Annotated in this window: 14 protein-coding genes; 6 read left to right on the top strand and 8 right to left on the bottom strand. The window is 59.0% G+C overall.

Annotation, left to right across the window (positions count from 1 at the left end; genetic code table 11):
- Positions 1-54: 54 nt before the first annotated feature.
- Together I2E13_RS04635 and I2E13_RS04630 are read right to left on the bottom strand one after the other, a co-directional pair.
- The gene (locus I2E13_RS04635) at positions 55-534 is read right to left on the bottom strand and encodes a pyridoxamine 5'-phosphate oxidase family protein (protein ID WP_117790905.1); all 480 of its coding nucleotides are present in this window, start codon (positions 532-534) and stop codon (positions 55-57) included.
- A gap of 42 nt (positions 535-576) precedes the next feature.
- On the bottom strand, positions 577-3,381 hold the full coding sequence (locus tag I2E13_RS04630; protein ID WP_195404311.1) for an ATP-binding protein: 2,805 nt from the start codon (positions 3,379-3,381) through the stop codon (positions 577-579).
- Between the two features lie 145 nt (positions 3,382-3,526).
- On the opposite strand from I2E13_RS04630, the gene I2E13_RS04625 reads away from it, so the two are divergent.
- The 3 genes from I2E13_RS04625 (at position 3,527) to I2E13_RS04615 (ending at position 5,946) form a co-directional block, all read left to right on the top strand.
- Positions 3,527-3,952 carry a potassium channel family protein gene (locus I2E13_RS04625; protein ID WP_055252221.1) on the top strand — a complete coding sequence of 142 codons (426 nt, stop codon included), beginning with the start codon at positions 3,527-3,529 and terminating at the stop codon, positions 3,950-3,952.
- A gap of 36 nt (positions 3,953-3,988) precedes the next feature.
- Positions 3,989-4,522: an LOG family protein gene (locus I2E13_RS04620; RefSeq protein ID WP_117635830.1), complete on the top strand. Its 534-nt coding sequence runs from the start codon at positions 3,989-3,991 to the stop codon at positions 4,520-4,522.
- 125 nt (positions 4,523-4,647) lie between these two features.
- Positions 4,648-5,946: a chloride channel protein gene (locus I2E13_RS04615; RefSeq protein WP_195404310.1), complete on the top strand. Its 1,299-nt coding sequence runs from the start codon at positions 4,648-4,650 to the stop codon at positions 5,944-5,946.
- 82 nt (positions 5,947-6,028) lie between these two features.
- Here the strand turns inward: I2E13_RS04615 and I2E13_RS04610 are convergent, their stop codons facing one another.
- The 4 genes from I2E13_RS04610 to I2E13_RS04595 form a co-directional block, all read right to left on the bottom strand.
- Positions 6,029-6,766, bottom strand: coding sequence for an SAM-dependent methyltransferase (locus I2E13_RS04610; protein ID WP_117645828.1), 738 nt, complete (start codon positions 6,764-6,766; stop codon positions 6,029-6,031).
- A 279-nt stretch (positions 6,767-7,045) separates the two neighbouring features.
- The gene (locus tag I2E13_RS04605; protein ID WP_195404309.1) at positions 7,046-7,744 is read right to left on the bottom strand and encodes an ABC-2 transporter permease; all 699 of its coding nucleotides are present in this window, start codon (positions 7,742-7,744) and stop codon (positions 7,046-7,048) included.
- The gene (locus I2E13_RS04600) at positions 7,741-8,622 is read right to left on the bottom strand and encodes an ABC transporter ATP-binding protein (protein ID WP_195404308.1); all 882 of its coding nucleotides are present in this window, start codon (positions 8,620-8,622) and stop codon (positions 7,741-7,743) included. Before I2E13_RS04600 ends, I2E13_RS04605 begins: the two co-directional genes overlap by 4 nt.
- Positions 8,623-8,645: 23 nt before the next feature.
- Positions 8,646-9,026, bottom strand: a complete 381-nt coding sequence (locus tag I2E13_RS04595) for a GntR family transcriptional regulator (protein WP_195404307.1) — start codon at positions 9,024-9,026, stop codon at positions 8,646-8,648.
- Between the two features lie 215 nt (positions 9,027-9,241).
- Between I2E13_RS04595 and I2E13_RS04590 the strand changes: the two genes are divergently transcribed.
- The 3 genes from I2E13_RS04590 (at position 9,242) to I2E13_RS04580 (ending at position 12,424) form a co-directional block, all read left to right on the top strand.
- Entirely contained in the window at positions 9,242-10,855 is a 1,614-nt protein-coding gene (locus I2E13_RS04590; protein WP_117645820.1) for a peptide chain release factor 3, read from the top strand.
- Between the two features lie 156 nt (positions 10,856-11,011).
- Positions 11,012-11,734 carry a VUT family protein gene (locus I2E13_RS04585; protein WP_229057822.1) on the top strand — a complete coding sequence of 241 codons (723 nt, stop codon included), beginning with the start codon at positions 11,012-11,014 and terminating at the stop codon, positions 11,732-11,734.
- 9 nt (positions 11,735-11,743) lie between these two features.
- The gene (locus I2E13_RS04580) at positions 11,744-12,424 is read left to right on the top strand and encodes an SDR family NAD(P)-dependent oxidoreductase (protein WP_195404306.1); all 681 of its coding nucleotides are present in this window, start codon (positions 11,744-11,746) and stop codon (positions 12,422-12,424) included.
- Positions 12,425-12,474: 50 nt separating this feature from the next.
- Here the strand turns inward: I2E13_RS04580 and I2E13_RS04575 are convergent, their stop codons facing one another.
- Both I2E13_RS04575 and I2E13_RS04570 read right to left on the bottom strand, forming a co-directional pair.
- A complete protein-coding gene (locus tag I2E13_RS04575) occupies positions 12,475-13,200 on the bottom strand; it encodes a uracil-DNA glycosylase (protein WP_195404305.1) in 726 nt (241 codons plus the stop codon).
- 88 nt (positions 13,201-13,288) lie between these two features.
- On the bottom strand, positions 13,289-14,191 hold the full coding sequence (locus I2E13_RS04570; protein ID WP_195404304.1) for a DMT family transporter: 903 nt from the start codon (positions 14,189-14,191) through the stop codon (positions 13,289-13,291).
- Positions 14,192-14,316: the final 125 nt, after the last annotated feature.

The raw sequence follows: 14,316 nt of genomic DNA, 5'->3' as shown, positions 1-14,316 counted from the left end.
CCAAGGTGGGTTGGAACCGGGCCATATTGCTATTGATGAGGCTTGCTGAGGGGCTTACTTTTCGTGAATCTGCTTACCGCAGAGATGCTCAATTGAAATCTCGTAGAGTTGGACGCCCTTGATGTCTTTGGCGATTTCTTCCTCGACTTCTTCGGCGGAAGGGTAGTACTTAAGCGCGAGCTGGCGGACTTTGTCCTCGATAAACGCAGGCGCTTCATCTACCAGGCGGCAACGGCCAAAGACCACGGTGCTCATGACGTAAGGAGCCCAGTCGCCGTCCTTGTACCACTCGTTGCCGTAAACGGTAAAGCAGACTTTATCGTCACGCCTGAGCGAATCGACCTTGTGGCCGGCCTTGGCGCCATGGAAATAAATCTTGTCGTGCTCGGCGTCAAAGAAGTAGTTGACGGGAATGGCATAGGGGTAGCCATCATCGCCGTTGACGGCAAAGACGCCGCGCTTACAGGTGGCGAGCAACTCGCGCGCTTCCTCGTCAGTGATGGCGCGTTTCTTTCGACGTAAGGGCCTAAACATCGTTGGCTTCCTTTCTGGCTGTGCATGGTGGTTGAGCACAAACTATAGCGAAACGGATCCGTATTTCTTGATGCGGGCGAGTATGTTTTTGAGCTTGTTAAAGTCGAGCGGTTTGGGCAGATGGGCGTTCATACCGGCATCGTGTGCCGCTTTGGCGTCCTCGTTGAAGGCGTTGGCAGTGAGCGCGATGATGGGGATGTCGGCTGCATCGGCCTTTTCGCTCAGGCGAATCGCGCGGGTTGCCTCGTAGCCATCCATGCCTGGCATCATGATGTCCATCAGGATCGCATCGAAGCTGCCGGCGGGACGACTAACGTATAGGTCGACTGCTTTGTTGCCGTCGGCGGCGCGCGTTACGACGATGCCTTCGCTTTCGAGTAGAGCCTGGGCAATTTCGGCATTGAGCTCGTTGTCTTCTGCCAAAAGGACGTTCATGCCGGCAAGCGAGCAACTGTATGCCTGCTTGGACGCACGTTCTTTTGCCTGAGGGTTCTTGTCGATATCGAGCGGTATCTGGACGTTGAACGTGCTTCCCGCGCCAACCTCACTCGAAATCTCAATCGTGCCGCCCATCATATCGATGAGCGATTTGACGATAGACATGCCAATGCCGGTTCCTTGGAACTTGCTGCGCGCATCGTCGCCTTCCTGGGCAAACGGCTCGTAAATGTGCGTCAAAAACTCGGGCGTCATACCAATGCCGGTATCCGAGACGCTAAAGCAAAACACGGCATGCTCGTCGTCGACCGGTTTGATGGTCGATGAGAACGTGACGGTGCCTCCGTGCTTGTTGTACTTGATGCTGTTGTCGAGCAGGTTGACAAGGATCTGCCGAATATGGGTGGGGCTGCCGATCATATATTGATCGACAGCGTAGGGCTCGCTGGTGTCGAGCATGGTTATGCCGCGGTCCGATGCGCGGAGCTTGCACAGTACGAGCGCATTGTCGCACAGCTCTTTAAGGTTGAATGATTCGTGCTCGAGCGTCACTTTGCACTCCTCGATCCTGCCCATCTCGAGGATGTCGTTAATCAGTGACAGCAGGTGATTGGCGGCAACGCGCGCCTTGGCGCGGCTTTCGCGGGCGACCTGCATGTCGCCTTCTCTCAATTCCTCAATTTCGATAAGGCCCAGGATGCCGTTGAGCGGCGTGCGGATGTCGTGGCTCATGCGCGTGAGGAAAGCGGTTTTGGCGGTGTTGGCGGCATCAGCTTTCTGCCGTTCCTCCTGTGCGCGGTAAAGCGACCAGACAAGGATGGCGATGCTGGTGAGCAAGATGCAGATGATAACAGTCGCAATGGCGGTGCGGTTGCGATAGAAAAACTGGAACGTGTCCGATTCTTGCGCCGAGTACGATGTGGGGAAATAGCTGTTTGCAGAGAGCGATTCACCTGCATTGACGATGCCCTTATTGATGATTCCCAGCAGCTCGGGCTTGCCGCGCGAAATTAAACACGATAGCTGCGCCGTGTTGGTGAGTTCCTGTGTTTCGAAATCCTCGATGTCGTAGGTGTCGCGGAGAGTTTCCAGGCGCGTGCTGGGGACAATGATGCAACGTGCCTTCCCCTCATTGAGGGCTTTGAGCACCTCGCCGTCATTCGAGTACTCGGTTACTGTTGCGTTCGGGAAGAGACTTTCGAGCTCAAAACGGTTAACGATTGTGCTCTTTGTACAAGCGATGTTCTTAAGGTCGCTGTTCAGGTTTTTGCCACTGTGAATGGCGGTCAGCGAAACCGTTCCCATCGAGTTTGACTGGATGACCCCTGTCTGCTCGGCGAGCCAGTAGTCGCGAAACAATGGCAGGGCGACATCGATGGTTCCGTTGGAAAGGGCTTTGATCATTTGCTTGTTGTTCGAGAGTGCGATTGTTTTGACCGTAATACCAAACTTGTCGTGCAACGTCGTTGCAAGCGAGGCGAGCGATCCTTCCATCTCGCCGTCGTCATTTTGCGTACAGTAGGGAAGTTGGTTTTTAAGATAGCCGAGCGTGATGGTATTGCCGTTTGCTTTGAGCCAGGTGGTCTCGGGGCCGGTGAGCGATGACGAGCCACTGTTTTGGGTCGAGTAACTCGATTTGACTTCCTCGTTATAGCGCGGGTTATCGCGGGCGATGGTCGTCATGGCGGCGTTGATGTCGTTCATCAGATCGGGGCGGCTTTTGGGAACGGCAAAATAGTAGTCGCTCGAGCCTACGTAGAACATGGGTGACGCATCGGGCGACGAAATGGTATCGTTCATGATGACGGCGTCGACCTCGCCGTCTGCAAGCGCCTCAAAGAGGGCACTGCCGGTGTCGATTTCTTTATAGGTGCAGGTGACGCCTTCGTCGGCGAGCCACTGCTGGCCGACGATAGTTTGCATAACGCCAGAGTTGCAGCCGATGGTGAGGCCTTGGAGCGCCTGGGGGTCACCCTTGGCCAGATCGTCTCGGTCGGGCCTGGCGTAGATGTAGTAGCGCTCGGTGCCCTCGGGGTTCGAGGAAAAGAGCAGCTTCTGCTCGCGCTCTGCCGAATACGAGATGTTGGGCATGAGGTCGATTTCGCCTGCTTCGAGCATGTCCATAAGCTCGGAGAAGGTCCCGCTAACGTATTCGTATTGCCAGCCCTTTGTGTAATACGAGAGGGTCTGGAGGTACTCGTAGCCCCACCCCGAGAGTCGCTCGCCCGGCATGCCTTCCTGGAAGCCTTTGTTGTTGACGAGCCAGCCAACGCGGACCGTCTTGACCTGCTGGTCGGAGTCGGCGGCAAAGGCGGGGGCGGGCATGACGGCGCTCAGTATGGCGAGCGCGGCAAGCGCGACGGCCAGGGTGCGATATAGAGCCAAGCGAAGGACGGCGGAAGGTTTCACATGAAATCCTATCGAGTTGAGACAGTTTCGCATAAGGATACCAGCTCAGCCTGCCCATTCAGCCGCCGCACCGCTAAACGGTCACTCCCGGCAGTTGGGGACAATAACGAGCGAATGTGATTGGGCGTCTGGAAAAGGGGTCGCGATGAACAAGTTGAGGACGCTTGCCGACGTGTTGCGCCAGGCTGGCTTTGCGCGCATCACGGGCCTGTTTCTCGTCTTCTATCTGCTGTGCTCGACGGCCGTCTGGCTGTCCGAGCCCACGACCCTTACGTTTGGCGACGGCCTCTGGTTTAGCTTTGAGACCGTATCGACGATCGGCTTCGGTGATATCCCGGCCGAGACGCCGGTTGCCCGCGCTATCACCGTCGTTTTGAGCGTCATCAGCATCTTCTACATCGCCATGCTCACGGGCGTGGCGGTGAACTACTGCAACACGCTCATCAAGATGCGCCAAAAGGACACCATGGCGCGCTTTATGGATGATCTGGAGCATTTGGAAGAGCTCGATCGTGACGAGCTTGCCGACCTATCGCGCCGTGTGCGCGAATATCGCCGACGCCAACGCTAGAACGGGCGCCGCGCGTCACGACGAGGGGGACTGAATATGAATATCACGGTATACCTGGGTGCCAGCGTCGGCAATGACCCGGCGTTTCTGCCCGCGGTGCAGGAGCTGGGCGACTGGATTGGCGCTAACGGACACGCGTTGGTATACGGCGGGTCCAAGTCGGGTCTGATGGGTGCGCTCGCCGATAGCGTACTCGAGGCAGGTGGACACGTGACGGGTGTTGAACCGAGCTTTTTTATCGAGGCCGAGTTTCAACATGACGGTATCGACGACCTCATCGTGACGAGTGACATGGCCGAACGCAAGGCCAAGATGATTGAGCTCGGTGACGCGTTCATCGCCTTTCCCGGTGGGACGGGTACGCTCGAGGAGATTGCCGAGGTCATGTCCGCCGTGTCGTTGGGGCATCTCGATGCGCCGTGCATTCTGTACAACCTTGGGGGCTACTACAACGATCTTAAGGCGTTGCTCGAGCACATGATTGATAAAGGGCTTTCGAGCCCGAGGCGCCAGCACGGCATCTACTTTGCCGACGATTTGCGCGAGATTGCCTCGATTATCAACGGATAAGTCTTGAGCCTGCCCCACTATGACTCCCAATGGTGCCGTTTGCGGCGCAGACGGTTGGCTCGTTCGGGTAACGCTCGCTCTACAATAAAACGTATCTTTGCCGAATTTGACCACGGGAGGTCCCGATGGATAGTCTTGCAAAACCCAAAAACCGTGCGCTGTTTTTAGTTAGCGTTGCCGTGACCGGTGCGTTCGCAGGCGCCGCGGTCTGGCTGTTCTTTTTTGCGATGGAGCACGGTGTCGACTATCTATGGACCGAGATTCCGCACGCGCTGGGCGTCGCTTCGCCTGAGCTCGCGAGCGGCCCGTTCGGTTTTCTGCCGTACCCGTTTTTTGTCTGCTTGCTGGGCGGCCTGCTGATCGGTCTGTACGAAAAGATTACGGGCACCAAGACCGATGACCTCAACCAGGTGATGGCCAAGGTTAAACAAGACGGTCGCTACCCGTACGACAACCTCGGCAAGCTTTCGCTTGCGGCATTGCTGCCGCTGCTGTTTGGCGGAAGTATTGGACCGGAGGCCGGCCTGACCGGAGTTATCGCGGGTCTGTGCAGCTGGGTCGGCGACCGCATGCGTCGCTTTGGCGCCGAGTTTAGGGAGCTCACGCTGCTGGGCACCCAGGCTGCCCTGACGGCGCTCTTTACCGCGCCCGTGTTTGGCTTTGTGGCGCCGCTCGCCGGTAGCGCCGACGGCCAGGGCGCTGGCGAGGACTCCGCGTCCGATGAGATCACCATCAAGCTGCCCAAGGCGCAAAAGACCGTGGTCTACGGCATCGCGATTGCCGGCGGTCTGGGCACCTATCTGCTGCTCGGCCAGCTTATGGGCGGCGGCATGGGCATGCCCAGGTTCGAGGCCGCCCAGGTGGGTAACCTGGAACTTGTCTGGCTCATTCCGCTGGCGTTGGTCGGCACCGTATGCGGTTGGCTGTACTTTGTCTCCGAGCATGCAAGTGAGGCGCTGTCCCATGCAATAGGGGAGCGCCCCGTCGTCAAGGCCATGCTGGCTGGTCTGGCGCTCGCCATCTGCGGCACAGTTCTGCCTTATACCATGTTTGCCGGTGAGACCCAGGCCGACGTACTTATGGAGACCTACTTGACCATTCCCGCCGGCGTGCTTATCGCGACCGGTCTTCTCAAGGCCATGCTGACACCCGCCCTCATCAACATGGGCTGGCGCGGCGGCCACTTCTTCCCGGTTATCTTCTCGGGCGTAAGCCTGGGCTACGGCCTTGCCATCCTCACCGGCGCAGATCCGGTCTTTTGCGTCGCCGTCTGCACGGCATCGACGATGGGCGCCGTTATGCGCCAGCCTGTTATGGTTGTGGGCCTGCTGCTCATGTGCTTCCCACTCAAGGGTATCGTTTGCATGATCATCGCGGCCGTCATCGCCGCCGGCATTCCGCTGCCCAAGCCGCTGCGCAAGTAGCGTATTGCGCTTTACGGTTGTTCAGAACTTGTTTTAAAGAAGCCGCGTGAGGCCGTTTGTTTACGGCTCGCGCGGCTATTGTTTAGAACTTTCTCAGCACGATGGCGATGGTGTTGAGGTATTCGAGCGCGCCGGCTTCAACGGCAGCGCGGTCGCCTGCTGCGTACTCGTTGTCGCAGGCGAGCCAGTCTTCCCACGCTTCGTCCGTGCAGAGCATAGGCTGCATCGAGACAATCTCGACGCCGGGGGTCGGCTCGATCATGGCGCGCCACCAGGCTATGTCGTGCATATAGTCGAGCTGCTCGGGTGCCCAGGATTTGAGCAGGCAGGCGGGCAGGTTGTCGTGGCAGTCGCGAACCATGCCGGGGATGCTTAAGTAGAGCATCCCGCCTTGCTTTACGTAGGGGAGCAGGCGCTCGCCCAGATAGTGCGGGTCGCGACCGTAGTAGTTGTACGAGTCGATGCTCACGACTGCATCAAAAAAGTCGTGCTCAAACGGCAGCCCTTGTGAGGCGTCCGCCTTAACAGGGTGAATAGTGTCGCGGGGGATGCCGAGCGAATCGAAGAACGCGCGGTTTTCCTGTGGGTCGCTCCACAGATCGACAGCGTACGTGTCCAACCCGTATTCGTGGGCAAGCAGGGCGCTGGTGATACCGGTGCCCGATCCAAGGTCGCAGACGCGGACGCCGCGGGGGATGCTTGCGCCGCGAAGCAGCTCTTCGCAGAGCTTGAGGGGGTTCGGCCCCATAATCTTAGAACGTACAAGTGCCGCGTCGAAGCTGGTGGCTTTTGGGAAGGATTGAGATTTCGCAGAGTTCATTGTTCTTTCCTATCAGGTGCATATGTGGCAGATGACGGAGGCGGAACGGCGCAACAAACCACGGCCGCAAGACGGCCGTTTTCAATTTGTATGCGATTGACCGTTCCCTAAAGAACAATGACCAAAAAGACATCCCCTTGGATGATCGAAATTGGGCTGAGGCCCGTGACGTTTTTATTATAGAACGTCACACACGGGCCGGGGACATGCCATTTGTCACGGATTGGCGGATGGGCGATTACGACCGATTGTGGCCAGCATGGGTCAAGTTTCGCGTGGCTACAGATCGCGTACTCGATAAACCTTGGTGCTGACGATGCAGCTAAGTGCACATAGCACGAGGGTCAATACCGCGATTCCTGCGCACAGACAGCCAAGAACAGCAGGGTCGGGATTCGCCCCGGCAATCGACATGAGCCAGTTGCTGATGGGGTTGGAGGAGCTCAGCGTGGCCATGGCAAGGCATCCGAGCAGGGCAAACAGGCCGACGGAAAGGCGCAGCGCCTCCATGTGTCCAAATCGAAAGAACAGCGGCTGTGCCAGAAACACCATCATGAGGGAGATGAGCATCGATGCGGCGGAGGCTATTGTGGTCTCAAAGACGATCTGTCCCGTCGAGGGGATACCCACGCTGTTGAAGAGCGGGATGGAGACGATGCTCAGAAGCGCGGCGGCGCACGCCATGACGGCCGAGAAGACAATGATGCTCAGGTAGCGTGCACAGATGATGTCTTTGCGCGAGAGGGGCAGCGTTGCCCGATAGCGCTCCCATCCGTTTTGATTGTCGTAGCCGGCCAGCGAGTTCATGACCATGATGGGCGACATGGCACTGACCGCACAGGCGCCGGCGCTCATACCGGAATCGCCATCCGATGCGTTGGCGAGGGTCAGTACGACGAAGATGAACAGGCCGACGCCCGCGATGCTCGGGACAAGCGTGCGGACGATGGCGAGCTCAGACATAAAGGCGCGTTTCATTTCGAAGCCCCTTTCAGCATGAGGCGAAGATAGTCATCAATTGTTGCCCGGTCGCAGGGAATCTCGGGGAAGGCCTCGAGCGCCTCGCGACGGTTGGGCACGAGCACGTCCACGCTATAGGCGTGGTGGGCGGCACGGGCGCCTTCGACGCAAGCCATGAGCTCGGACGCCTGTGCTTGGGTGCAGTGGGCGATGCCGGCTCGGTCGGTAATGTCCTCGCGCGGCAGGTCAAACACAATCGAGCCGTTATCGATGCAGATGACGCGGTCGGCAGTGCGATCGAGGTCGGATGTAATGTGGCTTGAGAGCAGCACGCTGTGCTGGCCGTCGGCGACAAAGGCAAGCAACTCGTCGAGCAGTTCCTCGCGCGCCATGGGATCGAGGCCCGCGGTGGCTTCGTCCAAAACGAGCAGCTTAGCATTGTGACTGAGCGCACAGGCGAGCTGCAGCTTCATGCCCATGCCGCGGGAGAGGTCCTTGACCTTCGTCTTGGGATCGAGGCCAAATCGGTCGATGAATCCGGCGAACGTTTCGCAGCTCCACGTGGGGTATGCCGGGCCTACGAGCCTCTCGACCTGGCCCACCTTGAGCGTGGAGGGGAAGGGACACGTGTCCAGGACAAGCCCGATGCGGGAGCGCAGGTGGCGCTGCGTCTCGTCGGGCGCGTTGGCGTCGCAGCGCTGTCCAAGCAGATGCACCTCGCCGGCATCGAGCTTTATAAGCCCAAGCGCGGCGCGAATGGTCGTCGTCTTGCCGGCGCCGTTTGCGCCCACAAAGCCGACGATCTGGCCGGGCTCCACGGCGAGCGTGACATCACGCAGCGAAAAACGGTCGCTCACACGGCGTGAGATGCCTTTGAGTTCTAAAAGGTTTTGCATGGTATAGCCTTTCTTGCAGATGGCTACTGCATGGTTTCGGGGGCTACCAGGTCGAGCATCTCGTGCAGCTTGTTGCGCGTGACGCCTAGGGTTTCGGCTTGCGTTGCTGCCTGTGCGAGCAGCTCTTCGATATGGCAGAGCTGGTTTTCGCGCAAGAGTTCTTGGTTGCCCTCGGCGACAAAACAGCCCTTGCCCTGCACGGTGCAGATGAAGCCGAGTTGCTCCAGGTCGGCGTAGGCGCGCTTGGTGGTGATGACACTCACGCCAAGATCGCTCGCGAGTGCACGGATACTGGGGAGTTTGGCTCCCGCCGCGAGCGTGCCCGAAAGGATCTGAGCTTTGACCTGTGAGGATATCTGTTCGTAGATAGGCTTATCGCTCGAATTGGATAGGATGATGTCCACAGCGGCTCCTTAGCTGTTGGGCTACACGTGTATATAACCGGTAAGCACAGTATATATACACTATGCACAGTTACGCAAGAGACAAATTCGGATTGGGCCGGCTACCCGGGCCCTAACTGATGAATTTGTCCTGATAGGTGCCCTATGGCGAGGTTTCGCGGCTACAATAGTGCGGTTACAACGACGTAATGCACTCAATGCAAGAAAGGATCCGCATGGCAAGCCTGTCGGATGAAATCTCGTCGCGCCGCACATTCGCGATCATCAGCCACCCGGACGCCGGTAAGACCACGCTTACCGAGAAGCTGCTGCTCTATACCGGCAGTATCCAGACTGCCGGCTCGGTCAAGGGCAAGAGCTCGGCCAAGCATGCCGTCTCGGACTGGATGGACATCGAGAAGGAGCGCGGCATTTCCGTTACCTCCTCGGTGCTGCAGTTCACCTACAACGGCGCCTGCGTCAATATCCTCGATACCCCCGGCCACCAGGACTTCTCGGAGGATACCTACCGTACCCTTATGGCCGCCGACGCCGCAGTCATGGTCATCGACGGCGCCAAGGGCGTCGAGGCCCAGACCAAAAAGCTCTTTAAGGTCTGTACGCTGCGCCACATTCCCATTTTCACCTTTGTGAACAAGCTCGACCACGAGGCTCGCGATCCGTTTGAGCTCATGGAAGAGATCGAGAACGTCCTGGGAATCAATACGTATCCCATGAACTGGCCGATCGGTAGCGGCCGCAACTTCCGCGGCGTGTTCGACCGCCAGACCCGTCGCGTTATCGCCTTTGAGGGCGACGGCCACGCCAACGCCACCAAGAAGGTCGCCGAGGTCGAGGCCGAGTTGGGCGATCCCGCTATGGACGAGCTTATTGGCGAGGAGAACCATAAGAACCTGATGGATGACATCGAGCTGCTCGATGGCGCCGGCGATGAGCTCGACTTGGATGCCGTGGCCTGCGGCAAGCTGAGCCCGGCGTTCTTTGGCTCGGCGCTCACCAACTTTGGCGTGGAGCCCTTCCTCAAGGAGTTCCTGCGTCTGGCCCCGACGCCGCGCGCCTATACCGATACGCTCACCAGCGAGCCGGTCGACCCCTGCCGCGACGACTTTAGCGGCTTTGTGTTTAAGATCCAGGCCAACATGGACAAGAACCACCGTGACCGTATCGCCTTTGTGCGCATTTGCTCGGGCAAGTTCGAGCGTGGCATGGACGCCTTTCACGTGCAGGGCAACCGCAAACTCAAGCTGGCCACGGGCACCTCGATGATGGCCGATGACCGCGCGATTGTTGACGAGGCGTACGCGGGCGATATCGTGGGCCTGTTCGATCCGGGTATCTTTAGCATCGGCGACACCGTGTGCTCCGGCAAGCGCCACGTGCAGTATCCGCAGATCCCGACGTTTGCCCCCGAGATGTTCGCTCGCATTACGCAGGTCGATACGCTCAAGCGCAAGCAGTTCGTCAAGGGTATGGAGGAGCTTGCCCAGGAGGGTGCCATCCAGATCTTCCGTGAGCTGGGTGCCGGCATGGAGAGCGTCATTGTGGGCGTGGTCGGCGTGCTGCAGTTTGAGGTGCTCGAGCGCCGTCTCAAGGCCGAGTACCGTGTTGAGGTTCGTCGCCAGCCGCTGCCCTATACGGACATCCGCTGGATCCAGAACGACCCCGATACCATCGATATCCCGGGCCTTTCGCTCACGCGCGACACCCTGCGCGTCGAGGACATGCGCGGCGGTAAGCTGCTGCTGTTCACGAGCCCGTGGAACGTGGACTGGGCAACTGACCACAACCCCGACCTTATCCTGTCGGAGTTTGGCAACGTGACCTTTTAACGCATCGGCGCGGTGGCCCTGCGGGGCTGTCGCGCCGGTTGCTTGCCTGATGCCGTGTGAGCGGCTATCATACCCACCGTCGTCTCAAGACCGGGGCGTCCGAGCAGTTCGGGTCCGATATCCTGCTCGTTAAACCTAAAACCAAAGGAGTACATAATGATCAGGAAGGTCATGGAGGACTATAAGGTCCTGTTGCGGAGCATTCCCGCGGCAACGGTTTCGCTGTTTTTCGTGAGCGTCATCATGATGAACCTGCTGGCCAACAAAGAGCTCATCAGCCTGCCGTATCTGGCACTCGATTGCGGCTTTGTGGTGAGCTGGGTTTCGTTTTTGTGCCAGGACATGATCTGCAAGCGCTTTGGCGCCAAGGCATCCATCAAAATCTCTATCCTCGCGCTGCTGGTCAACCTGGCCGTGAGCCTGTGCTTTTGGGCGTGCTCGCTCACGCCCGGCATGTGGGGCGCCTACTACGACACGGGCATGATCGAGGTCAACAGCGCCCTTAACGCCACCATCGGCGGCACCTGGTATGTGGTGCTGGGCTCTTCGCTGGCGATGCTCGTTTCTGCCGTGGTTAACTCCACGCTCAACCAGTCGCTCGGCCGGATGCTCAAAAAGAATAATTTTGCGAGCTTCGCCTTCCGCTCCTATGTGTCTACGGGTGTTGGCCAGTTTATTGACAACCTGGTCTTTGCCATTGTGGTGAGCCACACGTTCTTTGGTTGGACCTGGGTGCAGGTCCTTATGTGCTCGCTGACCGGCGCCGTTGCCGAGCTGCTGTGCGAGGTCTTCCTGAGCCCCGTGGGCTACAAGGTCGTGCGTGGCTGGGAGCGCGAGAATGTGGGCTCCGAGTACCTCGAGCGCCACGCGACCGCCTAAGGAGCAAGTATGCGGGTTTTGATCACGGGCGCTTCGGGCGGCATCGGAGCCGCATGCGTGCGGCGCTTTTTGGACGAGGGTCACGAGGTCGTGGGCTTTGACCTGCTGCCGGCGGCGATCGAGCACGAGCGCTACCGCCATCTGATTGTTGATGTCCGCAAGCCGGACGCGTTCCCGGACGACCTTGAGCCCCAGGTGATCGTGAACGTTGCCGGTACGCAGGATTCGGCCGATGACATCGTCGCCAACCTGTGTGGCACCATCAACGTGACCGAGCGTTACGCCTTTGTGGGGGAGGGGCTTGCCGCCAAGCCGGCGCCGGCTATCAAATCCGTGGTCAATGTGGGGTCGGCGAGTGGACATACGGGATCGGAGTTTCCCGCCTATGCTGCCAGCAAGGGCGGTGTTATCGCCTACACCAAGAACCTTGCAAACCGCCTGGCGCCGCAGGCCATCGCCAACAGTGTGGACCCGGGCGGCGTTATCACGCCGCTCAACCGTTGCGTGATGGAAGACGAGCACCTGTGGAACCAGATTATGGAGCTTACGCCGCTTAAACGCTGGGCCACCGCCCAAGAGATCGCCGAGTGGATCTACTTTGTGGGCGTGACCAACCGGTTTATGACCGGGCAGAGCCTGCTGATCGATGGCGGCGAGGCCGGCCGCACACAATTTATTTGGCCTGAATAGGAAACGCGCCCGATGGGAAGCCGTCGGGCGCGTTTTTGATGTATCGATTTTTAGCCGAGGCAAGTCCAGTTGACGGGGGTCGAGCCATGCTGTTCGAGTAGCCGATTGGCAGCGGAGAAGGGGCACGACCCCATAAAAGCGGGGAGTTCTGCCGTGGCACGGTTGGCCGAAAGCGGTGAGGGATGCGTAGAGGCAAGGCAGAACTTGCCGCTTGCCTTGCCCGCGCCGGTCGCGGCGAGCTTTCCTTCGACCATCTGCTGGGCAAAGCGACCCCATGCCAAAAAGACTACCGGTTGGGGTAACTGGCAGCAGCGTTCGATAATATAGTCGGTGAGCGTGCTCCAGCCCAGCTTGGCGTGCGAATTGGCGGCATGCTCGCGCACGGTGAGCGTAGTGTTGAGAAGCAGGACGCCCTGTTGTGCCCATGGGGTCAGGTCTCCCGTGGCGGGGATGGGGCAGCCCAGATCGGCGCTGAGTTCCTTATAGATGTTGCGCAGGCTCGGCGGCAGTTTGGTTTGCGTCGCGGGGACCGAGAACGAAAGCCCCATGGCCTGGTTGGGTCCGTGATAGGGGTCTTGACCCAAGATGACAACTTTGGCTTGGTCTGCCGGCGTGTAGGCGAGGGCATTGAGGATGTCGTCTTGTGCCGGGTAGATAGTCTGCTCGGCACGTAAAAGGGCGATGCGCTCGAGCAGCTGGTTCGTCGTGTCACGTACCGGCTGCGGCGCATCGCCCAACCAAGTTGCTATGTTGCGGTCGCGGGTTGCGGTGTCCATGGGGCTCCTTTATGGCAGATGCTCTGTTGGCATCTATTGTAAAGGCGCACCGGTTGCCTTTATGCCACGGCTGTATGAAGAGTGGGGTCTACGAGACGCGCTCGGGCGCTCCTGCCATGCGAGCGTGTTCATGTGCGCGAAGACGAGGAAGCTCGACGGTTGCCACCAAGACACCGGTGAGGATGAGGGCGGCGCCAAATAAGGCGATGGGGCTCAGGACCTCGCCGACCAGGAAGAACGAGAAGACGGCGGAGCAGACCGGCTCGAGCGAGAAAGCGAAGCCGGTGGTCTCGGCAGGCACGTGGGGCTGCACGAGCGTTTGGGTGATAAAGCCGTAGGCAGAGCAGATGAGTGCGAGCGCGACGACCACGACGATCTCGTTGGGCGTGCTGGGAAGCGTGAAGCCGCCAAAGGTGCACGCGGCGATGCCCGAGAACAGGCCGCCAAAGCCCAGCTGCCAAACACCCAAGGCCAGTGGGTCGACTTCTTCGACGAAGCGCTTCGCCACAATGATGTGACCGGCATAGATAAAGGCCGAGAGCAGCATGATGATCGCACCGGGATTCAGGCTGGTAAAGTCGGCACCCGAGAGCAGTAACATGCCGCAGGTGACGATAGCGGTGCCGATGAGCACCTTACGCTCGGGGGCGCGACGCAGCAGGGCGGCGTTGGCAAACGGCACGATCACGACCGTCAGGCTCTGCAAAAAGCCAGCGGTGGAGGCGGAGGTGAGGCTGGAGCCCAGGCACATGCAGGTGAGCTCGGTTGCCATGATGGCGCCGATGATGGCGGCGCGAACCATCAGGTCACGGTTGATGCGCAGCGCGTGCTTGTGAAAGAGCACAAGGCAAGCTGCAAAGGCGATGATGCAGCGCAGCGCAACGATGCTCGTGGCGTTCATGCTGTCCATGCCGATCTTCATGAGGGGGTACGAAAAGCCCCATGCGACGGGAACGGAAAATGAGAGCGCGATTGCTTTTTTGCGATCCATGGGACTCCTTTTGTTACAGAACGGTTTCGCAAAAAGGATTCTGCTCCCAGATATGGATGTAGTAAAGCGAATGTATCTTCAGTATGATTAAGAAATACTAATGCTAGTAGAAAAAGCCCTGGCAA

It is taken from the genome of Collinsella aerofaciens (assembly GCF_015554145.1).
Classification (GTDB): Bacteria; Actinomycetota; Coriobacteriia; order Coriobacteriales; family Coriobacteriaceae; genus Collinsella; species Collinsella aerofaciens_AA.
Note: the sequence above shows the minus strand (reverse complement) of the source record. Positions and strands in the feature narration are given on the sequence as shown.

Excerpts from the sequence above, each read along its gene's own strand:
- I2E13_RS04635 (WP_117790905.1), bottom strand. The coding sequence starts at position 534 with ATGTTTAGGCCCTTACGTCGAAAGAAACGCGCCATCACTGACGAGGAA.
- I2E13_RS04625 (WP_055252221.1), top strand. The coding sequence starts at position 3,527 with ATGAACAAGTTGAGGACGCTTGCCGACGTGTTGCGCCAGGCTGGCTTT.
- I2E13_RS04620 (WP_117635830.1), top strand. The coding sequence starts at position 3,989 with ATGAATATCACGGTATACCTGGGTGCCAGCGTCGGCAATGACCCGGCG.
- I2E13_RS04615 (WP_195404310.1), top strand. The coding sequence starts at position 4,648 with ATGGATAGTCTTGCAAAACCCAAAAACCGTGCGCTGTTTTTAGTTAGC.
- I2E13_RS04610 (WP_117645828.1), bottom strand. The coding sequence starts at position 6,766 with ATGAACTCTGCGAAATCTCAATCCTTCCCAAAAGCCACCAGCTTCGAC.
- I2E13_RS04605 (WP_195404309.1), bottom strand. The coding sequence starts at position 7,744 with ATGAAACGCGCCTTTATGTCTGAGCTCGCCATCGTCCGCACGCTTGTC.
- I2E13_RS04600 (WP_195404308.1), bottom strand. The coding sequence starts at position 8,622 with ATGCAAAACCTTTTAGAACTCAAAGGCATCTCACGCCGTGTGAGCGAC.
- I2E13_RS04590 (WP_117645820.1), top strand. The coding sequence starts at position 9,242 with ATGGCAAGCCTGTCGGATGAAATCTCGTCGCGCCGCACATTCGCGATC.
- I2E13_RS04585 (WP_229057822.1), top strand. The coding sequence starts at position 11,012 with ATGATCAGGAAGGTCATGGAGGACTATAAGGTCCTGTTGCGGAGCATT.
- I2E13_RS04580 (WP_195404306.1), top strand. The coding sequence starts at position 11,744 with ATGCGGGTTTTGATCACGGGCGCTTCGGGCGGCATCGGAGCCGCATGC.
- I2E13_RS04575 (WP_195404305.1), bottom strand. The coding sequence starts at position 13,200 with ATGGACACCGCAACCCGCGACCGCAACATAGCAACTTGGTTGGGCGAT.
- I2E13_RS04570 (WP_195404304.1), bottom strand. The coding sequence starts at position 14,191 with ATGGATCGCAAAAAAGCAATCGCGCTCTCATTTTCCGTTCCCGTCGCA.